Raw genomic sequence first — 22,028 nt, forward strand, 5'->3', positions numbered from 1 at the left:
AGAACAGGATGAACCATCTTCGTTATTTCGCGGGGCGGAGCGCCCGTCAGATCGAATGCGCCATTGTCGGAACCGGCGGCTTCGGGCGCAGCTTTCTGGCGCAGGCGCGGCATATCAAGGGCCTGACCTGCCGCGTCGCTATCGACCGGGACGCAGGAATTGCCGCCGATGCGCTGCGCTCGGTCGGCATCGATCCGGGGCAGATCGTCGAATGCAGCGACGCCGCATCGGCTCGTGCCGCCTGGGAGGCAGGGCAATCCATTGCCGCCGCCGATCTGGCGCTGGTGACGGATCTGCCGGTCGAGGTGGTGCTGGAGGCGACCGGCAATCCCGAGGGGGGCTCCCGTCACGCTCGCATCGCCATCGAGGCGGGCAAGCATGTCATCATGGTCACCAAGGAAACCGACAGCGTGATCGGCCCGATCCTCGCGCGTATGGCGGCGGAACGCGGCTGTGTGGTCTCGCCCGTCGACGGAGATCAGCCCAGCCTGCTGATCGGCCTTGCCACATGGGCCGAGGCAATCGGTCTTGAGATCGTCGCCGCCGGAAAATCCAGCGAATACGATTTCATCTTCGATCCGGCGACCGATACGATCACCAGCAACGGCCGCACGGTTCCGGTCCCCGGTTTCGGCGACTGGATCGAGGCGGGCGACCGCCCCTGGCCCGAAGTGGCCCGCGCCCGCGCGCGTCTTGCCTCGGCGCTGCCACAGCGCGCGGCACCCGACCTTTGCGAATTGACCGTGGTGGCGAATGCCCTTGGCATGGTTCCGGACCGCGCCGATTTTCATGCGCCGATTGCCCGTATTACCGAAATCGCCGATTTCATGGCGGCGACGGCGGATGGCGGGCTTCTGGACGGCAAGGGCCAGCTTGACGTGTTCCACTGCCTGCGCCTGCCGGGCGAGCCCAGTTTCGCGGGTGGTGTCTTCATCACCGTCATCTGCCGCGACGATGAGACCTGGGACATGCTGCGCGACAAGGGCCATGTCGTCGCCCGCAACGGCAGAACCGCGATGATTGGCCTGCCGCGCCATCTGCTGGGGCTGGAAGCCGCCACATCGGTTTTCGAAACGGCGCTGCTGGGCGTCTCCTCGGGGGCCGATAAGCCGCGCCCGGTGATCGACCTGACGGCCCATGCCGATGCCGATCTTCCCGCAGGCATGCTGCTGCTGGCCGAGGGGCATCATCACACGATCGCCAATGTCTCGGCCCGGATGACTCCTGCCGCGCCCTTGTCCGATGATGCTCCGATCCCCTATTATCTGGCCTCCGGGCGCAGGCTGAAGCGTGACATCCGCGCGGGCCATGCGATCCTGTGCGGCGATGTGGAACTGGACACGGAAGCCGAGATGTATCGTCTGCGCAAGGCACAGGATTCCGTGACAGACTGGAACTGAAGGGGATAACATGCTGCTGGGCTGTATCGGTGACGATTTCACCGGCTCGTCCGATCTGGGCAATACGCTGGCCAAGGCCGGGATGCGGGTGGTGCAGTATAGCGGTACCCCCAAAGACCCCGCTGCGCCGGATGTCGAGGCCGGGATCGTCGCGCTCAAATCCCGCTCGGTCCCTGTGGAAGAGGCCGTGCGCCTGTCTCTGAAGGCGCTGGATTGGCTGAGGGCGCAGGGCTGCCGTCAATTCCTGTTCAAATATTGCTCGACCTTCGATTCCACGCCCGAAGGCAATATCGGGCCGGTGGCGGAAGCGCTGGCCGATGCGCTGGGCGCGGATCGGGTGATCTTCTGCCCGGCTTTCCCCGCGACCGGCCGGATGATCTATCAGGGCCATCTGTTCGTGGGCGACCGCCTGCTGTCCGAAAGCGGAATGGAGAACCACCCGCTGACGCCCATGACGGATCCCGATCTGCGCCGCTGGCTGGCCCCGCAGGTATCGCGTGGCGTCGGGCATGTCCCGGCATCGGTGGTCTGGCAGGGGCCCGAAGCCGTTCGGGCGCGGCTGGACAGTGAGACCGCCGAAGGCCGCCCCTTCGTCATCGCCGATGCCATCCGGGACGAGGATCTGCTGGTACTGGGTCAGGCCATTGCCGATCTGCCGCTGCTGACCGGCGGTTCGGGCATCGCGCTGGGCCTGCCGCGAAATTTCCGCGACCGGGGGCTTTTGGCGGATGATCGCCCTGTCTGGCAGGGCCAGCCCGGCAAGGTCGCCGCTCTGTCCGGGTCATGCTCGCGCGCGACGCGGGGGCAGGTGGCGTGCCATATCGCCAACGGCTCGCCCGCGCTTGAACTCAACCCCGAGGCGGTGTTGTCGGGCGCGACGACCCCGCAGGATGCCGCGAATTGGGCACTGACACAAACCGGCCTGCCGCTGATCTATTCTTCCGCCGATCCCGATGCTGTCCGCGCCGTGCAGTCGCGCCACGGAACTGAGGCCGCCGCATCCGGGCTGGAGGCGTTCTTTGCCGAAACCGCCCGGCTTCTGGTGGCGGGGGGTGTCACGCGGCTGATCACCGCGGGCGGGGAAACCTCGGGCGCGGTGGTCGAGGGGCTTTTCGTAGAAACCCTTGAGATCGGGCCCGAGATCGATCCCGGCGTTCCCGCGATCCGCGCCAGACCCAATCTGGTGCTTGCTTTGAAATCCGGTAATTTCGGGTCAGAGGATTTCTTTGCAAAGGCAGCCGAGCGCCTTGAAGGAACGACAGCATGAGCGCCGAGAGCCAATTGCGCGAACGCATCTGCGAACTGGCGCGGTCGATGTTCGACCGTGGCCTGACCGCCGGATCCACCGGCAATATCTCGGCCCGGACCGAGGATGGCGGGCTTCTGGTCTCGCCCACCGGGACCAGTTTCGGATGGCTGGATCCGGCGCGGCTGTCGCGCTTCGATGCCAGGGGTCGCCATATCGATGGTGACCGCCCGACCAAGGAAATGCCGCTGCACAGCGCCTTTTACGAGACTCGCGGGCGTACGGCGGCGGTGGTGCATCTGCATTCCTGCCACGCCGTCGCGCTGTCCACCCTGCCCGATGCGGATGCGCAGGATTTCCTGCCGCCGATTACGCCTTATGCCTTCATGCAAATGGGCCGGGTGCAGCTTCTGCCCTATTTCCGCCCCGGCGATCCCGCCATCGGCGATGCCGTGCGCGGGCTGGCGGGCAAGCGTTCCGCCGTCATGCTGGCCAATCACGGGCCGGTCGTGGCGGGCCTGAATCTTGAAGCCGCCTGCAATGCCATCGAGGAACTGGAGGCGACGGCCCGGCTGGCGCTTTTGCTGCGCGGGACGACACCCAACATGCTGACACCCGAACAGGTGGCCGAGCTGGTCCGCATTCACGACGTCGCATGGGACGAGGCATGACCCGGTTTTCGGCCAATCTGGGCTTCCTCTGGGCCGAACTGGCGTTGCCCGATGCAATCCGCGCCGCGCATAAGGCGGGTTTCGATGCGGTCGAATGCCATTGGCCTTATGACCATGACCCCGAACAGGTCCGCGCGGCGTTGGAGGAAACCGGTCTTCCGATGCTGGGCCTGAACACCTTGCGCGGGAATCCGGGTGAAAACGGCCTTGCCGCATTGCCGGGACGCGAAGCCGAGGCGCGGGCCGAAATCCACCGCGCCATCGCCTATGCCCGCGCAATCGGCTGCGGCGCCGTTCACGTCATGGCCGGTTTCGCAACCGGCCCCGGGGCCGAGGCCACCTTTCTCGCCAATCTCGACCATGCCTGCCGCGCCGCACCCGATCTGACCATCCTGATCGAGCCCCTGAACCGTTACGATGCGCCCGGCTATTTCCTGACCGGTTCGGATCAGGCGGCGGCATTGATCGCGCAGGCAGGTCATCCGAACCTGCGGCTGATGTTCGATTGCTATCACCTGCAGATCATGGAGGGCGACCTGACCCGGCGGCTGGAACGGCATCTGCCGGTCATCGGCCATATCCAGATCGCCTCGGTTCCCGATCGCGGCAGGCCGGATCATGGCGAGCTGGATTACCGCCATATTTTCCTGACCCTGGAACGCCTTGGCTGGAATTCACCCTTGGGCGCAGAGTATAAACCCGCAGACCCGACCGAGGACAGCCTTGGCTGGATGACAGATCTGTCACGGACATCCGGCGCTGGCGAATAGGATCGGTGCTTCGCATCGATCGGTGGCGGATACCGCATTCAAAGGGGCTGTACGCTTTAAATCATGCCGCGCCCGCCCGGTTTCTCTCCTTCTTCTTTGTCCAAATACCTCGGGGGTCACCGGCAGGCGCGCCACTGGTTCGAGAACCAGCCGGCGACGGGCAGCGCCCCCGGCCATCGCGGGACGCAAATTACCGGCGTGTCCGCTTCAACGCGACAGGCTCTGACGTTTCCGCTTTTTGTGTCCTGCGGGTTTTTCCTGTTCCAATGCGATCAACTCGCCCGCCAGCCTGTCGCAAAGGAACAGTTTGCCGATCAGTGGTGCCATCTCGCCGCGTTCCGGCAACGGATCCAAAGGTGTTACGGTCAGGATCGCATCGCAAAGCGGCGCAAGCGCCTCGGTGCCCTGACCGCAGATCGCGACTGTGAAGGCGCCGGCCTCCCGGGAATGTTCCAGGAAACGGGCGGTGCGCAGGGTCAGGCCGGTTTCCGAGACGATCATCGCGACCGAACCCCGCTTGCGAGAGGCAAGGATTTCGTCGGCGACGACATCGTCGTTCCAGGCGCGGGCGATCAGTCCGATCCGCGAGAAGCGATAGGCGAACAGATGCGCGCCCATACCCGAGATACCCGATCCGAAGATATCGATATGCGGCGCGGCCTTCATGGCAAGCGCGACGCGGCGAAGGGCATCGGGATCCACGTTTTGCGCCGTCGCCTGCAGGGCGCTGCAAAGACGATCCACATGATCGACCGGCCTGCGCGGCGCGGCGGTGTTGCGATAGACGATATCCGCGGCCAGCGCGACCCGAAGATCGCGCAGGCTGTGAAAACCCATCGTGCGGCAGAAGCGGATAACGCTGGCCTCACCGGATTTCGCCTCATGGGCGAGGTCGGCCACCGACAGACGTATGGCTTCTTCGGGACGCTCGACGAAGATCCGGGCCACCCGTTCCTGTGCTGCGGGCATCGCGGAAATCTTCGCGTGAATCGCGGCCAGCGTCGCTCTTCCCAGCGCCCCTTTCGCCGCGGCTCCCTGGGGCGGGAAGATGTTCTGCGTCGAATGGGGTGATTTTTCCATCAGCGCCAGCAGGGATTGGTCCAGGCGCGCTTGCCGTCCTGACCGAAAATGATGACGCGGAACCACGGGCTGCCGTCAAGCCCATCCATCGGCAGTTCGGCGCGGCTGACGCCAGCTTCGAAATGATAGCTGTTCTGGTAACCCTTGCCTGCGATCAGGATGCCCGAGGCCGGGGAACATTCGACCAGCAGCCTGTCGTCCCGAAGCTCGACATTCTGAATGGTCGGGCCCTGCGTCGAATAGTAGTCGCCAGCCTTGAGCGCCGCAACAATCGCGTCGGCCGAACGGTCCACAGCCTTCAGCATCACCCAGCCCCCGCCGAAGTCGGGGGTGCGGAAATGCGCGTCGTCGCAGGCATAGGTCAGCAGCCTGTGGCCCTTATCTGCAAGCCCGTCCAGCATATAGGCCCCGTCGCCCTTGTCATGCATGACCTGACAGCCGTGATTATAGATCTCGACCGCGTGGGCGGCATCGATCAGCGTTTCGGCGTCATCCATGGAAAGCTGATACCAGGCCGGATGGGCAATACCGACAAAGGCGCCGGCCGCATTGGCGCGGCGGGCCAGCGCAGGGCCGGTTTCAGACTCGGCGGTCGGTGCGAAATCCGGCGGCAATCCGACTGCGACAAGATGCCAGAGATCCGACATCTCGGTGCGCGGCGCGTGAATCTCTGCCCCGAAGATCGGGGTGAATGCTTCGGTTCTCAGATGCGTGATATCGGTGATCGGGAAGTTGAACGATTTCAGGAAATGATCGGTGATCGACAGGAAATCGTAACCTGCAGCGCGATAGCGGGCGGCGACCTCATCCGGCGTCAGCATCCCGTCCGAACGGTTCGAATGGGTGTGAATATTGCCTTTGAGGAAAGTTCCGGGAAGATTGAAGGGCGAAAGTCTGGTCATGATTTGTCCTTGATACGCCGTTGGATGAGGGGAAGGCCGGGGGACAGCCCCGGCCCCCGTTCCGGGGTTATTTCGCGATCAGATCGTTGGTGATCCCGACCATTTCGGCAAGACCTTCCTCGGTGCTCAGTTCGCCGCTCATCACTTCGGCAATGATCTCGCGTTGCGTGCGCCAGATCTCGACCGAGTTGGTGCCGGGATATCCTGCCCAGGGAATCGCGCGGTCGATCTGATCAAGCGAGATGCGCCAATTGGGGTTTTCCTTGTAGAAATCGCCCAGCAGTTCGGGGGCCATCGCGTTCTGGTTGGTCGGCATGTAGCCGGAGCCGCGAACGGCGATATCCTGACCCTCTGGCGAGGATACGAACTTGATGTATTCCCAGGCCGCCTTCTGCTTTTCGGGATTGCTCGTCAGGATGACGGCACCATTGCCGCCGGTCGGAATCCTGCCCTCGCTCGGGTTGTCGATCGGGAACACGGCGGTTCCAAGGGTGAACTTGCCCGCCGACAGCTCTCCGAACGAATTGGCGGAGTTCACCGACTGGATGGTAAATCCGGTCAGCCCCGCGACGAATTGCTGACGCGCCTGTTCAAAATCCATTTGCTTCATACCGCCTTCGGTAACGAAACGGCGGGCGAGTTCCAGCGCATTGGTTCCGGTCTCGCCGTCCCATGCGACGGTCATGCCATCCTCGTTCATGAAAGGCGCCCCCTGCTGCGAGATCAGGGCCCGCCACAGCCAATCGTCGGGCCAGACATCGACCGTATAGGCCATGCCGGTGACGCCGCCGCCAAGCTCTTCGATTTTCCTGCCAAGTTCGATCCAGCCATTCCAGTCCGTGGGCAGATTGCCGGCATCGCCACCGGCCTTCTCGACCAGTTCCTTGTTGTAGAAGATGACCGGGGTCGAGGCATTGAAAGGCATTGCCCATATCTTGCCGTCGATGGTGGTCAGGTTGATGATCGCCGGGTTGAAGTTTTCGTTGATAAAGGCTTGCCCGCCTTCGGCTTCGATGAAAGGGGTCAGGTCGATGATCTGATCCCGGGCCGACAGCGTGCGGGCCAGTTCCGGAAGCAGATGGAAGCCCGAGTGATAGACATCGGGCGCATTTCCGGTCATCGCATCTCCGATGATGGATTGGTGACCTGTGTCATAATTCTCGGACGACGCGCGGAACTCGACCTTGATATCGGGATGTCGCTCCATGAATGCCTTTGCCTCGGCTTCGTGGAACGTGTTGTGACCCGGCCAGGGATGCATCACCTGAATGGTGACATCAGCGAAGGCCGGACCGCCCAGAACAAGGCCGAGCGCGAGGGAGGAAAGAAGTTTGCGCATCGAAAGACTCCGTTTCTCATGCGTGGAGGGAAAGCTTATTTGACCCCGGTCATGGTGATGCCGCGGATGAAATGGCGCTGCGCGAGCAGAAAGCCGATCATCAGAGGCGCTGTCAGAATTGTCGCCATGGCCATCAGGGCGCCGTAATTCGCGCCGCTTTCGCTATCGGCGAAGAAGGCAAGGCCAAGGGGCGGCGTCATCAGGTCGTTCGAGCGGATGACGACCATCGGCCAGTAAAGGTCGTTCCAATGCGCCGTGACCGAGAAGATTGAAAACGCCGCGACCGAGGGCAGACAGCCGGGCACCACGACGGTCCACAGGATCGCCCATTCCGACATGCCGTCGAGCCGGGCGGCCTGAATGATCTCGTCGGGGTAGGTCCGGAAGGTCTGGCGAAACAGGAAGATCGCGAAGACCGACAGGAAGAACGGGACCATGGCCGCGAAATAGGTGTCGATCGCGCCGATCGCGTTCAGGCCCAGAAACAGCGGCAGCGCCGGCGCCTGAATCGGTACGGTCAGCGAAAAGAGGACCAGTGCGAAAAGAAGGTCACGGCCCCGGAACTCGAACTTTGCCAGGGCGTAGGCGCAGGGGATCGCGGTCAGAAGCTGTACGATCAGAATCCCGCCCGAGATCAGGACGCCGTTCTTCAGGAAGGTCAGTGCCGGGATATCGGCCACGGCCTGAATGTAATATCGCAATCCGGTGAAGCTTTCCGGAAGCCAGCGGAATTCCGGCACGAAAAGTTCCGCAGGGCTGCGGACCGAGGTCACGATCATGACGTAAAAGGGAAACATGAACAGGAAGGCCAGGAACAGCAGGATCACATGCGACAGGATCTGTCCGGGACGGAAGCGATGCGGCCTGTTCATCGGTAATGCACCTTGCGGTCCAGCACCCGCGCCTGAATCCAGGCGAACACCATCATGATCGCAAGGAAGACGACCGTCATCGCGGCCGCCGATCCCATGCGGAAATAGCTGAACCCCTCAAGATAGGTTGTGTAAAGCAGCACATCGGTCGCGCCGCGCGGGCCTCCGTGGGTGATGACGGCGACGGTATCGAAAACCTTGAACGCCGTGATGGTCGAGGTGACGATGACGAACATCGTCACCGGCCCCAGAAGCGGCAGGGTGACGTTCAGGAAGCGGTCGAATTTGCTGTCCATGCCGTCCATGGCCGCCGCCTCGTAAAGGTCTTCGGGGACGGCCGTCAGCCCTGCGGCGAACAGGACCATATTGAAGCCCGCAAGCGACCAGATATTGATCGCGGCCAGCCCTGCAAGCGCAAGGTCGCGGCCGCCGAAGACATCAAGCGATGGCAGGCCAAGGCTTTGCAGCAGCAGATTGAAAGGCCCGATCGTGCCGTGAAGCAGGTATTTCCAGACCATCGCCATCGCTACCACGGTCGCGGTCACCGGCAGGAAGAAGATCAGCCGGTAGAACCGCTGCCCCTTGCTTAGCCCGTCAATCAAAACGGCAAGGAACAGACCCAGCAGGACCGAGGCCGGCGCGACCATCAGCACATAGGCAAAGGTATTCCACAGAGCCCGCCTGAAGGTCCGGTCGCCGAAGAGTTGGGCGTAATTTCCGATCCCGATCCATTCGATCCCCGTCTCACCGAATTTGTAGCTTGTGAAGCTGAGCAGGATCATCATCATGATCGGCGCCATCACCGTCAGCACCAAAAGCAGAACCGACGGTGCTGCAAGCCCATAGGCGATGCGCGGCGACAGGATCGCCCCCAACCGGCGCGGTGCGCGGGATATCGATACGGATTGTGTCAGATCAGCCGGCATCCGCGAATTCCCGGATATGGGGCGCATCCAGCCGGCGGCCATTCGCATCGAAAAGCATGAAGCCGCGCGCCGGAAGCCAGGCGGAAAGGCTTTGGCCTTCGGCGGATAGCGGTATTCGGCCGGCAGCGGCGCGGGCGGACAGGCGTGTGCCGCTGCCAAGGCGCAGGAAGACCAGCAATTCGGGTCCAAGCTGCTCGATTCGTTCGAGCGTGGCCGGGATCTCCAGATGATCGGCGGCGGGGCTCAGCAAGACCGCCTCGGGGCGAAAGGCGACAGTGACCGGATCACGGGGCAGCACAGGCGCGAAACCGCCATTTTCGGCGATCAGCTCATCCGAGCTGATGGTCGCGATTTCCGGCGAACCGATGAAACGGGCGACGCGAAGATCGCGGGGGTTGCCGTAAAGCTGCGCCGGGCTGGCGCATTGAACGATTTCGCCATCCATCATCACCGCAACGCGATCCGACATGGTCATGGCTTCGACCTGATCATGGGTGACATAGACGAAGGTCGCGCCAAGGCGGCGATGCAGCGCGGCGATCTCGGCCCGCATGGTCACGCGCAGCCGGGCGTCGAGATTTGAAAGCGGCTCGTCCATCAGAAAGACACGCGGATGGCGGACAATGGCGCGGGCCAGCGCCACACGCTGACGCTGACCGCCCGAAAGCGCGGCGGGCCTGCGATCCAGCATCGGCTCGATCTCGACCAGCCGCGCAGCATCGATGACCGCCTGATCGATGCCGTTGTGCTTTGATCGCTGTCCCGGCCATAGCCGCCCTATCCCCGGCAGGCGCGCCGGTGCCGGCAACCGGCGCATCCGCAGCGGTGTCGCGATGTTCTGGCGCACGGTCATATGCGGATAAAGCGCGTAGCTTTGGAACACCATGGCAATGTCGCGGGCGCTTGGCGGCAGGTGATCGATCCCGGTTCCGTCGATGCTGATCGTTCCGCCAGATTGCGGCGCAAGCCCGGCCAGAATGCGCAGGAGGGTCGACTTTCCGCAACCCGAGGGTCCCACGAGTGACATGAATTCGCCCGGCCTGATCGCCAGCGAGACATCGCGGAGGGTTTGCGTTTCCCCGAAGGATTTGCTGATGTTTCGAAGCTGGACGGCGGCGGTCATTGCGGAACTCCCGAATCTCTCGAGACGGGAGATATCGGAGCAATACTTCAGAAAAATGACAAAAATCGGAGCTAGACTCCGGGCGGGAGCAAACGGCCGCCGCTATCCAGAGAATGCCGCGCCGACCCGGCTTCACTTCCTTTCCTCATCCTTCTTCTTTGTCCAAATACCTCGGGGGTCCGGTGGCAGCGCCCCCGGCCGTCGCGGGACGCAAATAACCGGCATCGCCGCTTCAACGCGACGCTCTGAAACGGCGATGACTGGCCGATCCGGCCAACAGCCGGGCAGCCATCGGAAAGATGGTGGCGCAGCGATTTCCGGCGGCTATTCCGCGATTGCCCAGCCGGTCGCGGCTAGCGGGCAAGTCCAAGATTGCTCAGATAAGCGACTGCGGGCAAAATCCCCGCCTTGTCGCGCAGTTCCAGAATAAGCCGCGGGTCGGATGTCAGTTCACCAAGACTACGGAAAACCTCATGCCACCGGATCGTTCCCTCGCCGATGGTCCAGTGCCGGTCGGCGTAACCATCCGCATCCTGAAGATGGATATGCTCCAGCCGGTTGCCCGCCCGCCGGATATAATAATCGACCGGAGGCGCGCCCGTCGAGCCATGGGCGTAATGCGCGTGCCCGGTATCGATGGACACGGCCATGGCGCGCGAATTGAAGCTGTCTGCAAGGATACGGCGGATATCGGGATCCTTGTCCTCGATATTCTCGACAACCATCGTGACGCCGATCGACTCGGCGCGGCGAACCACCTCGTCCATGGTCTTGTGGCAGTTCTCCAATACGCGGTCATAGGCGTCACGCGCCGGGAAATTATCGAGATTGTTGTAATCCCATGTCGTATAGGGCGAATGGATCACCATCTGCGTCGCGCCCAGATATTCGCAGACCTCCAATCCCTGCAAGAACCGGCGGGTTACGATGGCGCGGATATCATGGTCGGGATTCGCGATATTCAATCCCCAGAACGGCCCGTGAATACCCAGACGGCCGGTATAACCGTCAAGCAGTTTCCGGGTCTGACCGGCGACGGTTTTCCAGTCGCCGTTCAGAAGTTCGGCGTGAATAAAGTCCTGAATCTCGAGATCGCGATTCTCCTCAAGGATGAAGTCCTGCATCCCGGCAAGATCCCGGGTCATCATGGCCGCGCCAAGCAAGGGAAGATCGGGCATTTTCAGATTCCTTATGTCAGGCTGCAGCAGGCAGCGAAAGTTTGGTCAGAAGCGCATGAAGCTCGGCCATGCCGTGAACGACGTGATCCGCCCCGGCATTCTGCAGCGCCCTGGCATGATCCTTGCGCCGCTCGGACGGGCCGATGAAACCTATGGAAAGGCAGCCCGCATCAAGCCCGCAGCGGAGGCCATGAGGATTATCATCGATGAAGATCGCCTCGCCCGGGGAAACGCCCAGCTGGGCCGCTGCAAAGAATGCGAGATCCGGCGCGGGCTTCGCGGCGGGCACATGTTCGGCCGAGTAGATATGCCCGCCGAAGCGTTTGGCCAGCGGGCTGCGCGCGATAGAACGATCAAGGCGGCGGATCAGCGAATTCGAACAGACCGCCATCGGCACGTCGAAATCCCACAGGACCCGCTCGACCCCCTTGATCAGCGGGATGTCCTGATCGAACATCTCGAAAAGGATCCGGTCCGCATGTTCGAAAACCGCACAGGCATCCAGCCCCGCCCGTTCCATGACGGCAAAGCTTGCCTCGGCAGAGCTGCCGCAAAAGAGCGTGACGGCCTCGTCCACGGTCATGTCCACTCCGGCGGCGGTCATTGCCCGGGCGACGGCGGCGCAACCAAGAGGTTCGCTGTCAAGAAGCACGCCATCGCAGTCGAAAAGGATCGCTTTGAACCTGCTCATGCGGTGACACCTTCTTCCATCAGCTGGCGGAGGAGCACAGGGTCGTCCGAGACGAGGTAACCCGGGGCGCGCGCAATCCAGCGGCGCATCACCTCGGGCTCGTTGATCGTCCAGACCGAGCAACGGTCGCGTAATCCGAGACCTTCAATCAGGTCGAGTTCCGCTTCGAAAAGCTCGTGATGAATGCCGATGATATCGACCAGATCCCTGACTTCGGACAGAAATGGCTCAAACCCGCCCTGCTTGTCGGCCCAATCCCGGTTGACAGAGATGAGGCGGCGAAATTCGGGGGCGACGTCGCGTATCCGGCGGAGGACATCGATATCGAAGGCGTGGAGAACGGACCGGTTTTCAAGCCCGCGGCGACGCAGGGCATCGGCGGTCATCGCGATCATACGCGGATCGGTGAAGCCGGTTTCGTCCGATTTCAGTTCGACATAAAGATCGGCCTTGCCCGGTGCGAGAATGTCCAGCGCTTCGTCAAGATTTGGGACGCCTTCGTCGATCAGCGTATCGTCGGGCGCTTTCAGGCGCAGCGCCTTGCGGCTTTCGGGGGTCAGGTCACGAACCCGCCCCGCGCCATTCGTTGTCCGTTCAAGGGTCGGGTCATGGATCACCACCAATTCGCCCGCGTCCGTCAGATGCAGGTCGAATTCGATCCCGTGGAAATCGTGTTTTGCCGTTTCCCGAAAACCTGGAAGCGAATTTTCCGCCCAGATATTGCGTGCGCCGCGATGGGCGATGATCTGTGTCATGGTGTTCCTTTTTCAGGTTAGCGAGTTGTCGGGTCCAGCCTGTCGCGCAACCAGTCTCCGAGCAGCGAGATGGAAAGCGTGGTCAGAACAATGACGAGCGAGGGGGCAAGCATGATCCAGGGCGCGCGGGTCAGGTATTCGCGACCGAAACCAACCATATTGCCAAGTGAGGATTCCGGCGGCTGGACACCAAGGCCAAGAAAGCTGAGGCCGGATTCCATCAGGATGATTTCCGGGAAGGTCAGCGTCATCGAGACGATCAGCGTCGAAGCGACATTTGGCAAGATATGCCGCAGATAGACGCGCGACGGCCTTGCCCCGAGTTGAACCACCGCTGCGGCATAGCCCTGCGCCGAGGCGGAAATGGCGAGTCCGCGGGCAATCCGTGCATAGCGTTCCCAGCCGTAAAACCCCATGAGACAAACCAGAAGCCAGATGGAGGTGCCAAAGAAGGCCAGCACCGCCAGCGACATGATCATGAAAGGCAGCGCCGCCTGAAAATCGGCAAGCGCGACGACCAGATGTTCGACCCATCCACGGAATTGCGCGGCAAGGAAGCCCAGCGTGGTCCCGAAGAGGGCCGAGATGATGGTTGCGCAGAAGGCGATGACCAGAGATACGCGGATCGATTGCAGCAGGCGCGAGAAAACGTCGCGCCCGAGTTCGTCGGTGCCAAGCGGATGGCCCGGCGCCCCCACGGAAACCAGGCGCGCGCCGAGATCCATCGCCGTGATGTCGTAGGGGCGCAGCAGGTCGACGAAGATTGCGACGAATATCATCAGACCCAGCCAGCTTATGGCAAGCATGACCAGAAATGGCGCTTTCAGGCGAATGCGGCTGATGAAGCGCGGAGCGGGAATCGTTGCGGTATCCGACATGATCGCCTTTCTAATGTGCCGCGTGGCCGTGACGCAGGCGGGGGTCCAGCACGCCATAGGCGAAATCCACCAGCAGATTCGCCATGACCATGCTTGCGGCGATGACCAGAAGGATGCATTGCACCACCGCAAGATCGCGGTTCGCCACCGAAACCACGATCAGCCGCCCTATTCCGGGCCATGAAAAGATGCTTTCGACAACGACCGCGCCGGCGATCAACGCACCAACCATGAAGCCAAGAAGCGTAACGATAGGGACGGCGGCATTTGGCAAGGCGTGTTTCCAGACCACCTCGCGCCACGGCAGGCCCTTGGCCATGGCCGTGCGGATATAGGGCTGTCCCAGAACCTCGATCATCGCCGACCGGGTAAACCGTGCAAAAATGCCGATCCCGCCGATGGACATCGTGGCTATGGGCAGGATCGCATATTCCCATCCGTCCTGTCCGCCCGCGGGCAGCCAGCCAAGTGTCACCGCGAAGATCAGGACCAGCACCAGCCCAAGCACGAAGGAGGGAATCGTGAATCCGAAAATCGCGAACATGATCACCCCCCGGTCCGCGATCGATTCACGATGCAGCGCGGCATAGATACCCGCCGGGATCCCGATGGCGATCTTCAGCAGCAGCGCCGGGATCGTCAGGGCCAGCGTCGCGGGTATCCGATCCAGCACAAGATCGATGGCGGGGGACTGGTCGCGCATCGAAATACCGAAATCGAAGGTCATGATCTGCTTGAGATAGGCCAGATATTGCTGCCAGAGAGGATCATCGAGGCCCCAGCGGGCGCGGAAGGCGTCGACGGCATCCTGGGGCGCATCCGGTCCAAGCATGATCTGCGCGGGATCCCCCGAGAGCCGCAGGACGATGAAGGCGAAGCTCATGACCAGCAGGATGGTCAGCAGGGCCCTTGCAAGTTTTGCCAGCGTGAATTTCAGCATCGGGACCTCAGGCGGCGGGGCGCAGCGTGTGACGCAGCTTCCGGCAGGCGGCCAGCCGCCCGTCATGGCGTTCAAGTTCGGGAATTGTCGCGGCGCAATCGGCATCGGCAAAGCGGCAACGCGGATGGAAGGCGCAGCCCGACGGCCGGGCGGCGGGGTTCGGGGGTTCGCCCTGCAGGATGATGCGCCCATGAAGCCCGGCGCCGATTTTCGGAACCGAAGACACCAGCGCCCGCGTGTAGGGATGTCGCGGATCCGAGAAAAGCGCGTCCGAAGACGCTTCTTCGACGATCCGGCCCAGATACATGACAGCGACCCGGTCGCAAATGTTCCGCACGACCTTCAGGTCATGGCTGATGAAAACCATCGTCAGTCCCTCGCGGTCCTGCAGGTCGCGCAACAAGTTCACGACCTGCGCCTGAATCGAGACGTCGAGGGCGGAAACCGGCTCGTCGCAGACCAGAAAACGCGGGTTGCTGGCCAGTGCCCGCGCGATAACGACACGCTGTCGCTGGCCGCCCGAAAGCTCATGCGGATAGCTTCCGGCCTGATCCTGACGAAGCCCGACCTTCGCGATCAGTTCGGCGACGCGCTCGGCCCGCTCGGATCCTGCTGCCAGACCATGAATTTCCAACGGCTCGCCAATCTGCGCCGAGACGGTCAGGCGGCGGTCCAGCGCGGATAGCGGATCCTGAAAGATCAGCTGCATCTCGGCCCGAAGCTTGCGCCATGCCGCAGTTCGCGGTTCCGGCATGGGATGGCCGCGATAAAGTATTTTCCCTTTGAAAGGAGATTCGAGCCCAAGAAGCAGACGGCCAAGCGTGGATTTGCCCGAACCGGATTCGCCCACGATGCCAAGGATCTCGCCCTCGCGGACGGTCAGGTTTATCCCGTCCACCGCCCGCATGGTGCTGGTCTTGCCAAGGAATGTCTTCGCGGTGCTGTATTGCTGGATCAGCCCCTTGGCCTGCAAAAGCGCGCTCATGCGAAAACCTCCTGCCGGCTGGCCGATCCGGTCGGGATCGGGTGGAAACAGGCGGTCAGCCCTGTACCTGCCTGCTCCTTCAGCTCGGGCTGGTAATCCCGGCACAGATCGCCTGCTCTCGCGCAGCGCGGTGCAAAGGCGCAGCCCTGGGGCAGATGCCTTGGATCGGGAACCGTGCCCGGGATGAGACTCAGCCGAGCGCGCCCGGCATCAAGATAAGGGATGGCGTCGAAAAGTCCGCGTGTATAGGGGTGGCGGGGCGCGGCGAAAAGCTGGCTGATATCGTTGGCCTCGATAATCCTGCCCGCATACATCACCGCCGCGCGGTCGCAGACTGTCGAGACCGCGCCGAGGTCGTGGCTGATAAAGACCATCGCCATGCCGGTCTGGCGACGCAGGTTCGATAGCAGGTCCAGGATTTGCGCCTGTATCGTGGCGTCCAGCGCCGTGGTCGGTTCATCGGCGATCAGCAGATCCGGCGCGCCCGCCAATGCCATTGCGATCAGCACGCGCTGGCACTGCCCGCCCGAGAACTCGTGCGGATAAAGATCGAAACGCGTATTGGCCGAGGGGATGCCAACAATGTCCATCAGACGGATGGCTTCGGCGCGTGCGGCATCTCCGCGCAGGCCGCGATGCAGGCGCAGGTTTTCGCAAATCTGACGACCGACGCGATGGACCGGATTGAGAGCGGAGGACGGATCCTGAAAGATCATCGCGATCTTCGCGCCGCGCACCGCCTCGATCCTCCGCGGCGAGGCACCGATCAGTTCCTGACCGTCGACGGTCACGGAACCCGAAACCTTCGCCTTGCCCGGCAACAGTCCAAGCGCGGCAAGCCAGGTCACGGATTTTCCGCAGCCGCTTTCGCCCACAAGGCCAACAGCCTCGCCGCGCCCGATGTCCAGATCTATCCCGTGAAGCACCTGCACGCCGTCAAAGGCGACTTTCAGGTCACGGACGGAGACAAAGGGCATATGCCATTTCTCCTTTCATTCGTGAATTGGGGGCGAGCCAAAGCGGCTCGCCCTGTCTTTCATCAGGCCGTCCAGTTGGAGGCGCGAAAATCCATGGCGAATGCCGGAGCGGCTTTCCACTTCAGGTCGGATTTCAGTCCGGTGAAGACAGCGTTCTGGTGCAGCACCGTATAGGCCGGGTCTTCGCGTTCGGTGATCTCCAGAAGGCGGGTGATGGCGCGCTTGCGTTCTGCCTTGTCGACCGAGGTCTCCATGACCGAGCAAAGCTGGTTGACCTCATCATTCGCGTAATCGCGTTTCTGTTGCGCTTCGCCATTCGGGCCGAACTGCACCACCAGCGGGGTGATCGGATCGTTGATCAGGTTCGAGGCCGACCAGTCGCGCACGCCCTTGTCGCCTTCCGGGGCGTAAATCTGATCCCAGTTTTCCTTCATCTGGATCTCGACATTCAGCCCGACCTGCTTCCACATTTCGACCAGCACCTGCGCCGTCGGAGTCTGGTTGGTGTAGTAATTGTTAAGCAGTCGATAAGGGATCGCGTCGCCCTTGTAATTGGCCTGCGCCAGAAGATCGCGGGCAAGGTCGGGATCGTATTCCGGAACATTCCAGCCCTCGACGAACATATCCGAGGTGCTGAAGCTGTCGAATTGCAGCCCGGCAGGGATTGCGGTTTCGCCACCCCACAATGCCTCTACAATCGCCTGACGGTCGATCGCATGGGAAAAGGCGCGACGGACCAGCGGGTCGGCGAGTATCTCGTTTTGCGTGTTGAAGACGGTGATGCGGTGGTTCCAGATCGTCGAGCTTTGAACCTCGAGGCCCGGGGTGCCGTTGACCGCGCCGATCTGATCGGGGGGCAGGTCACAGGCAAAATCATATTCACCCGACAGAAGCCCGTTTACGCGACTGGCCACTTCCGGGACCTCGACAAAGCGGATGCGTTCCAGCGGGGGACGGCCATTCCAGTATTCGTCAAACGCGACAAGCGTCAGGGAAACATCCGGGCGGAAATCCTCGACCATATAAGGGCCGGTGGTGATCGGCCTGGCTGCCCATTCGGCATAGCTTGCGGCTTCATCCCAGGCGCGTCTGTTGGCTATCTGGGAACCGAATGCATAAAGGCGGCCCTCCAGCGTCATATCCGGCGTGGCGTTGTGAAAGCGCACGGTATATTTGTCGACGGCCTCGACTCCGCGCAATGCCGGCCAAAGGCGCCGGGCAACGCCCGGAACGCCCGCCGGCAGTTCCTTGGCGTTCTGCGGCTTGAAATCTTCCGCATAAAGCGTCTTGCCGCCTGCCGGTTCGGTCCCTGCGAACAGCCGCTCATCCGAAAAGGAGAAGACGACATCATCGGCGGTCAACTCGTCGCCATTGTGGAACTTCACTCCCTGACGGAGTTTCAGTTCGATGGTTTTATCGTCGAGGCGCTGCCATTCCGTCGCGAGTCCCGGCACGGGTCCCTGATTGCCCATCCAGTCGCGCAGGATCAGCCCTTCCCACAAATTCGGGAAAAAGACCCGCTCGCCGACATTCGACTGTTCGTTCCAGATATCGAGCGTATTGTTGTTGGTGACCTTCTGCACCGCAATAGTGACCGAGCGGCGCTTCCCCTGCGCCATGATATGTCGCGGCAGGATCAGCGACCCCGCCGTGGCGCCGACAAGGCCAAGTGTGTGACGACGTGTGATAGGCATTTCCGTCTCCTGTCAGTTCGGGCATCGCTCTGATCCGTTTGGACCGCGTTGTGGTCCCGCGATGTGACTGATGGGTGTCAGATCAATGAAGGAAACGTGAATTCCCACTCCGCGATGAAGTGGCGGCAGCTTGGCGGAAAACGGGAGGGAATTCCGGTTTTCCGCCAGGTTTTTCGTTGGAAATAGAAGTGGTTTCTAAAAGGCGAAATTGCCTTGACCGGCAACCGGCACAAGTCGGGGCGTTCTCTGCGCTTCGCTGCGGCGATGGCTTCATTTTCCGCCCCTGTATCAGGGACGGATCATGCCGATGGAAATCAACGAATATCCGGGCCTCAGGCCCCCGGCGGACAATCGGTTTCTACAGGATAAGGAAAGCGCTTTGACCGTCCTGATAGGTGTCGACGACGGGCGAGGTCTGTCCCGGTCCCACGATCACACCGAAATTCAGCACGGTCCACATGTCATTGGCCTTGACCGTGATCAGATGGTGCTGAAACGATCTGCCCATGCCACCGCCATCTTTCGGATCGCACCGTGACGAACCTACGCCGCGGGTCATGTAATTGGCTGGGGTCAGTTCAAGGAGGGTCTTTCCCGTAACCTTGTTCTGCCCGACAAGGCTGGCGCAATTCGCGTCATGGTGGAAATTCAGGAAATTCTTGTCTTGACCGTTATCGTCGGGGGCCTGCGTCTCGTTGACGACAAGGCCGCAGCCGTTCATCGCGCCGGTGACCACGATCGTGCCGTTGGGCGCATCCTTGGGCACCGTGACCGAGCCCACGCCATTGGGCTGAAACGGGAAATAATAGTCGGGATTGGCGCCTTCCTGAACCGCGCCCCAGTTCAGACGGATCACACCGTCTTCCCGGCTGGTCGAGAAAAGCCTGCATGGGCCAGCGGACTGGCCAGCGAATGAAAGCGCATCAACCACGAATTTGGCTGAAGATAAAACCTGTGCAGGATTGGCACGTAATGAAGCCAGATTGGTCATGTGGGATTTCCTGAAGCAATAAGGTCAACAACGATTCAGGCGCGAGGCGCAGCATCAGGAAACACCTTTTACGGATTCAGGACAACCGCGGAATCCGGGTTTCGTGCAAGATCGGCTTGATCCGGTCCCGATCCTTTAAAACCCGTGGCGATGCCTGCGCGTGCCGAAGACGACTTCGCGCACGCGAATCCTAGCCAGCCGGTGAACGCGAATCGTCGCAGGGGACAGCGTGACGAAAGATGCCGGGCCTGCGGCTTTCTTGCGGACCCGGTTATTCGCCCGGGCCTCTTATGCCTGCCGCTGGGCGGAGGTGGCTTCGCGCATCAGCATGAGATGGAAGCCTCCGCCCAGCACCGCGCCGATGATCCATCCAAAGCCGGACAGGCTTGCGAATGCGGGCACCCATACGGTCGCGACCGAGAAGACCGCCGCGACGCCGAAAGCGATGATGGCCTTGCGATTCCAGCCGCCTTCGTAGTGATAGACCCCATTCGGATCGGTACTGAACAATGCATCCACGTCCAGCTTCTGCTTACGGATCAGGTAATAGTCGGCAATCAGGATGCCATAAAGCGGCGCCAGCACCGCGCCAAGCGTATCGACGAAAGCCGCAATCCCGACATTCGAGATGAAGGAGACCCACAGCGCGCCGATGAAGAACGCAATCACCGCGGTGATGATCCCGCCCGTCCTGGCCGAGATCAGCTTGGGGGCGAGGTTGGCGATATCATAGGCGGGCGGGATGAAATTGGCGACCAGATTGATGCCGACCGTGGCGGCAAAAAAGGTGATCGCGGCAATCAGTGTCAGCCAGGTATTGCCCACGCGATCCACAATATCGGCCGGGTTGATCAGTTTCTCGCCGAACAGCACCACAGTCCCCGCCGTCACGAACAGGGCAATGAACGAGAACAGCGCGATCGAGACCGGCAGGCCCCAGAAATTGCCGCGCCGCATCGCCTGCTCATTCGAGACAAAACGCGAGAAGTCGCCGAAATTGATCACCACGGCGGCGAAATAGGCGATCATCGTTCCGACCACGGTGATGAAGCCGATGACGGGGCCACGCGGATCGGTCGCGTCATCGCCCTCGAAAATCGATCCCAGCGCCGTAAAGATGCCATTCCCGGCCTTCCACCAGATTATGAACATCAATGCGATCATCACCGCATAGACGAAGGGACCGGCCCAGTTCAGGAAACGCCCGACCCAGTTGATGCCCATCATGAACAACCCAAGCTGGAAGACACAGACGATGACATAGGACAGCCAGTCGATGCCGTTCATCCCCAGAAAGCCCGGCCCGCTTTCGCCTCCGAACAATGTATGCAGCAAAAGCGCGACAGCCGTCGAGGCGAAATAGGTCTGGACGCCGTACCAGAAGATCGCGACGATCCCGCGGATCGTTGCCGGGAAACGTGCGCCGTAAATCCCCATCGCCGCGCGCGCGATGACGGGATAGGGTACGCCGTAGCGCACCGAGGGGCGGCCGCTGAGATTGACCAGCCCCATGACGATGAACCCCGCCAGAACAATGCCGCCAAACACGGCCCAGCCGTTGAGCCCATAGGTGATAAAGAGCGACGCGGCGAGCGTGTAGCCGAACAGGCTTTGGATGTCGTTGTTCCAGACATTGAAAATCTCGAACGCGCCCCATTGCCGCTTATCTGCGGGAATAGGGGCCAGATCCTCGTTGTAAAGCGCGCCGTCCAGCGGCGGCTGGCTGTGTGATTGTGTCAAGGCAAACCTCCTTCTGCGTGGTAGGGGCCGCTTCGCCATCAACAGGACCGCGCCGGCCTTCTGGGTTGTTTCATAAAATGTTAGTAGATATTTTAGCTATTAACGTAGATATCGTATCAGAAAATACGTTACGGGATATACTGAAAATTCGCTGGCCGTGATTCGTATCAGGCCGGATCCGGGAAGGGGTGCCATGAGTGACGACAAGATGCTGAACAGGCGGGCACAAGTGTCTTTGACCGAGGCATTGCGGCGCGGCGATCTGCGTTCGGGTCAGTTCCTGTCCATGCCGCAGCTTGTGCAGATCCTCGGCTATCCCATGGCCGCGGTACGCGAGGCGGCCCGATATGCCAGTCTGTCTGGCTGGATGGATATTATCCCCAAGCGCGGCGTGCAGGTGCTGGAGGCGCGTTCCGACACGATCAGGGAAAGTCTGGACGCGCGGATGGTGCTGGATCAGGAAGGCGCGCGACGGCGGATCCGCCTGGATCTGCTTGCGGAACTGCCGAAATTGCGCCACCGGCACGAACAGATGCTGGCCGAGGCGTCGCGCGAAAGCGCGCCGGATTTCTCGGCGCGGGCGGTGGCGGTCGATCTGTCACTGCATGACTATCTGGCCGAGGGGCTGGGCAACTCGGTCCTGCGTACCGGCTATGATGCGAATCGGGTCCGCATTGCCATCATCCAGCGCGTCCGCCCCTTCGTGCAGGAGCGGATCCAGTCCTCGATGCAGGAACATCTGCGCATCATCGAGGCCATGGAACGCCGCGACCTGCTTGCCGCCATCGATGCGATTTCGCTTCATTGCGAGCGGACGCAATACTGGTGGGGCGCCAAGACCTGAGGGCGGCACCGACGCCGCCCTCGATC

21 protein-coding genes are annotated in these 22,028 nt (G+C 61.8%); 5 read left to right on the forward strand and 16 right to left on the reverse strand.

Going from position 1 to position 22,028, the window contains the following annotated elements; translation table 11 throughout:
* The first annotated feature begins 8 nt into the window (after positions 1-8).
* The 4 genes from Q0601_RS03455 to Q0601_RS03470 are packed head-to-tail and all read left to right on the forward strand — an operon-like array spanning position 9 to position 4,087.
* Positions 9-1,400 (forward strand): NAD(P)H-dependent oxidoreductase, encoded by a 1,392-nt coding sequence (locus tag Q0601_RS03455; RefSeq protein ID WP_305287155.1) that lies wholly within the window; start codon positions 9-11, stop codon positions 1,398-1,400.
* A 10-nt stretch (positions 1,401-1,410) separates the two neighbouring features.
* Complete coding sequence (otnK, locus tag Q0601_RS03460) at positions 1,411-2,667, forward strand: 3-oxo-tetronate kinase (protein ID WP_305287157.1); 1,257 nt, start codon at positions 1,411-1,413, stop codon at positions 2,665-2,667.
* Positions 2,664-3,317: a 3-oxo-tetronate 4-phosphate decarboxylase gene (gene otnC, locus Q0601_RS03465; RefSeq protein WP_305287159.1), complete on the forward strand. Its 654-nt coding sequence runs from the start codon at positions 2,664-2,666 to the stop codon at positions 3,315-3,317. The genes otnK and otnC overlap by 4 nt, the downstream gene beginning before the upstream one ends.
* A complete protein-coding gene (locus Q0601_RS03470; RefSeq protein WP_305287161.1) occupies positions 3,314-4,087 on the forward strand; it encodes a hydroxypyruvate isomerase family protein in 774 nt (257 codons plus the stop codon). Before otnC ends, Q0601_RS03470 begins: the two co-directional genes overlap by 4 nt.
* A gap of 207 nt (positions 4,088-4,294) precedes the next feature.
* Here the strand turns inward: Q0601_RS03470 and Q0601_RS03475 are convergent, their stop codons facing one another.
* The 16 genes from Q0601_RS03475 to Q0601_RS03550 all read right to left on the reverse strand — a co-directional run bounded on the left by Q0601_RS03475 (position 4,295) and on the right by Q0601_RS03550 (position 21,158).
* Positions 4,295-5,167, reverse strand: coding sequence for a MurR/RpiR family transcriptional regulator (locus Q0601_RS03475; protein WP_305287163.1), 873 nt, complete (start codon positions 5,165-5,167; stop codon positions 4,295-4,297).
* A complete protein-coding gene (locus Q0601_RS03480; RefSeq protein ID WP_305287165.1) occupies positions 5,167-6,069 on the reverse strand; it encodes a PHP domain-containing protein in 903 nt (300 codons plus the stop codon). The genes Q0601_RS03475 and Q0601_RS03480 overlap by 1 nt, the downstream gene beginning before the upstream one ends.
* Before the next feature lie 67 nt (positions 6,070-6,136).
* Positions 6,137-7,408, reverse strand: a complete 1,272-nt coding sequence (locus Q0601_RS03485) for an ABC transporter substrate-binding protein (protein ID WP_305287167.1) — start codon at positions 7,406-7,408, stop codon at positions 6,137-6,139.
* Positions 7,409-7,443: 35 nt separating this feature from the next.
* Entirely contained in the window at positions 7,444-8,280 is an 837-nt protein-coding gene (locus tag Q0601_RS03490) for a carbohydrate ABC transporter permease (RefSeq protein ID WP_305287170.1), read from the reverse strand.
* A complete protein-coding gene (locus Q0601_RS03495; protein ID WP_305287172.1) occupies positions 8,277-9,206 on the reverse strand; it encodes a carbohydrate ABC transporter permease in 930 nt (309 codons plus the stop codon). The genes Q0601_RS03490 and Q0601_RS03495 overlap by 4 nt, the downstream gene beginning before the upstream one ends.
* On the reverse strand, positions 9,196-10,329 hold the full coding sequence (locus tag Q0601_RS03500; RefSeq protein WP_305287174.1) for an ABC transporter ATP-binding protein: 1,134 nt from the start codon (positions 10,327-10,329) through the stop codon (positions 9,196-9,198). Before Q0601_RS03500 ends, Q0601_RS03495 begins: the two co-directional genes overlap by 11 nt.
* Before the next feature lie 353 nt (positions 10,330-10,682).
* Entirely contained in the window at positions 10,683-11,507 is an 825-nt protein-coding gene (locus tag Q0601_RS03505; protein WP_305287177.1) for a sugar phosphate isomerase/epimerase family protein, read from the reverse strand.
* 16 nt (positions 11,508-11,523) lie between these two features.
* A complete protein-coding gene (locus Q0601_RS03510) occupies positions 11,524-12,198 on the reverse strand; it encodes an HAD family hydrolase (RefSeq protein WP_305287179.1) in 675 nt (224 codons plus the stop codon).
* The gene (locus tag Q0601_RS03515) at positions 12,195-12,953 is read right to left on the reverse strand and encodes a glycerophosphodiester phosphodiesterase family protein (RefSeq protein WP_305287181.1); all 759 of its coding nucleotides are present in this window, start codon (positions 12,951-12,953) and stop codon (positions 12,195-12,197) included. Before Q0601_RS03515 ends, Q0601_RS03510 begins: the two co-directional genes overlap by 4 nt.
* Positions 12,954-12,970: 17 nt before the next feature.
* On the reverse strand, positions 12,971-13,831 hold the full coding sequence (locus Q0601_RS03520; RefSeq protein WP_305287183.1) for an ABC transporter permease: 861 nt from the start codon (positions 13,829-13,831) through the stop codon (positions 12,971-12,973).
* Between the two features lie 10 nt (positions 13,832-13,841).
* Positions 13,842-14,771 (reverse strand): ABC transporter permease, encoded by a 930-nt coding sequence (locus Q0601_RS03525; RefSeq protein ID WP_305287185.1) that lies wholly within the window; start codon positions 14,769-14,771, stop codon positions 13,842-13,844.
* Between the two features lie 7 nt (positions 14,772-14,778).
* Positions 14,779-15,756, reverse strand: coding sequence for an ABC transporter ATP-binding protein (locus Q0601_RS03530; RefSeq protein WP_305287187.1), 978 nt, complete (start codon positions 15,754-15,756; stop codon positions 14,779-14,781).
* Positions 15,753-16,733 carry an ABC transporter ATP-binding protein gene (locus Q0601_RS03535; protein WP_305287189.1) on the reverse strand — a complete coding sequence of 327 codons (981 nt, stop codon included), beginning with the start codon at positions 16,731-16,733 and terminating at the stop codon, positions 15,753-15,755. Before Q0601_RS03535 ends, Q0601_RS03530 begins: the two co-directional genes overlap by 4 nt.
* 62 nt (positions 16,734-16,795) lie before the next feature.
* On the reverse strand, positions 16,796-18,427 hold the full coding sequence (locus Q0601_RS03540; RefSeq protein WP_305287191.1) for an ABC transporter substrate-binding protein: 1,632 nt from the start codon (positions 18,425-18,427) through the stop codon (positions 16,796-16,798).
* A 358-nt stretch (positions 18,428-18,785) separates the two neighbouring features.
* Positions 18,786-19,418 carry a hypothetical protein gene (locus Q0601_RS03545; protein ID WP_305287193.1) on the reverse strand — a complete coding sequence of 211 codons (633 nt, stop codon included), beginning with the start codon at positions 19,416-19,418 and terminating at the stop codon, positions 18,786-18,788.
* Between the two features lie 288 nt (positions 19,419-19,706).
* Positions 19,707-21,158, reverse strand: a complete 1,452-nt coding sequence (locus Q0601_RS03550; RefSeq protein ID WP_305287195.1) for an NCS1 family nucleobase:cation symporter-1 — start codon at positions 21,156-21,158, stop codon at positions 19,707-19,709.
* A 193-nt stretch (positions 21,159-21,351) separates the two neighbouring features.
* Here Q0601_RS03550 and Q0601_RS03555 point away from each other — a divergent pair, with 193 nt between their 5' ends.
* The gene (locus Q0601_RS03555) at positions 21,352-22,002 is read left to right on the forward strand and encodes a GntR family transcriptional regulator (protein WP_305287197.1); all 651 of its coding nucleotides are present in this window, start codon (positions 21,352-21,354) and stop codon (positions 22,000-22,002) included.
* Positions 22,003-22,028 lie beyond the last annotated feature (26 nt).

Origin of the sequence: Paracoccus wurundjeri (assembly GCF_030678915.1) — a bacterium.
GTDB classification, from domain to species: domain Bacteria; phylum Pseudomonadota; class Alphaproteobacteria; order Rhodobacterales; family Rhodobacteraceae; genus Paracoccus; species Paracoccus onubensis_A.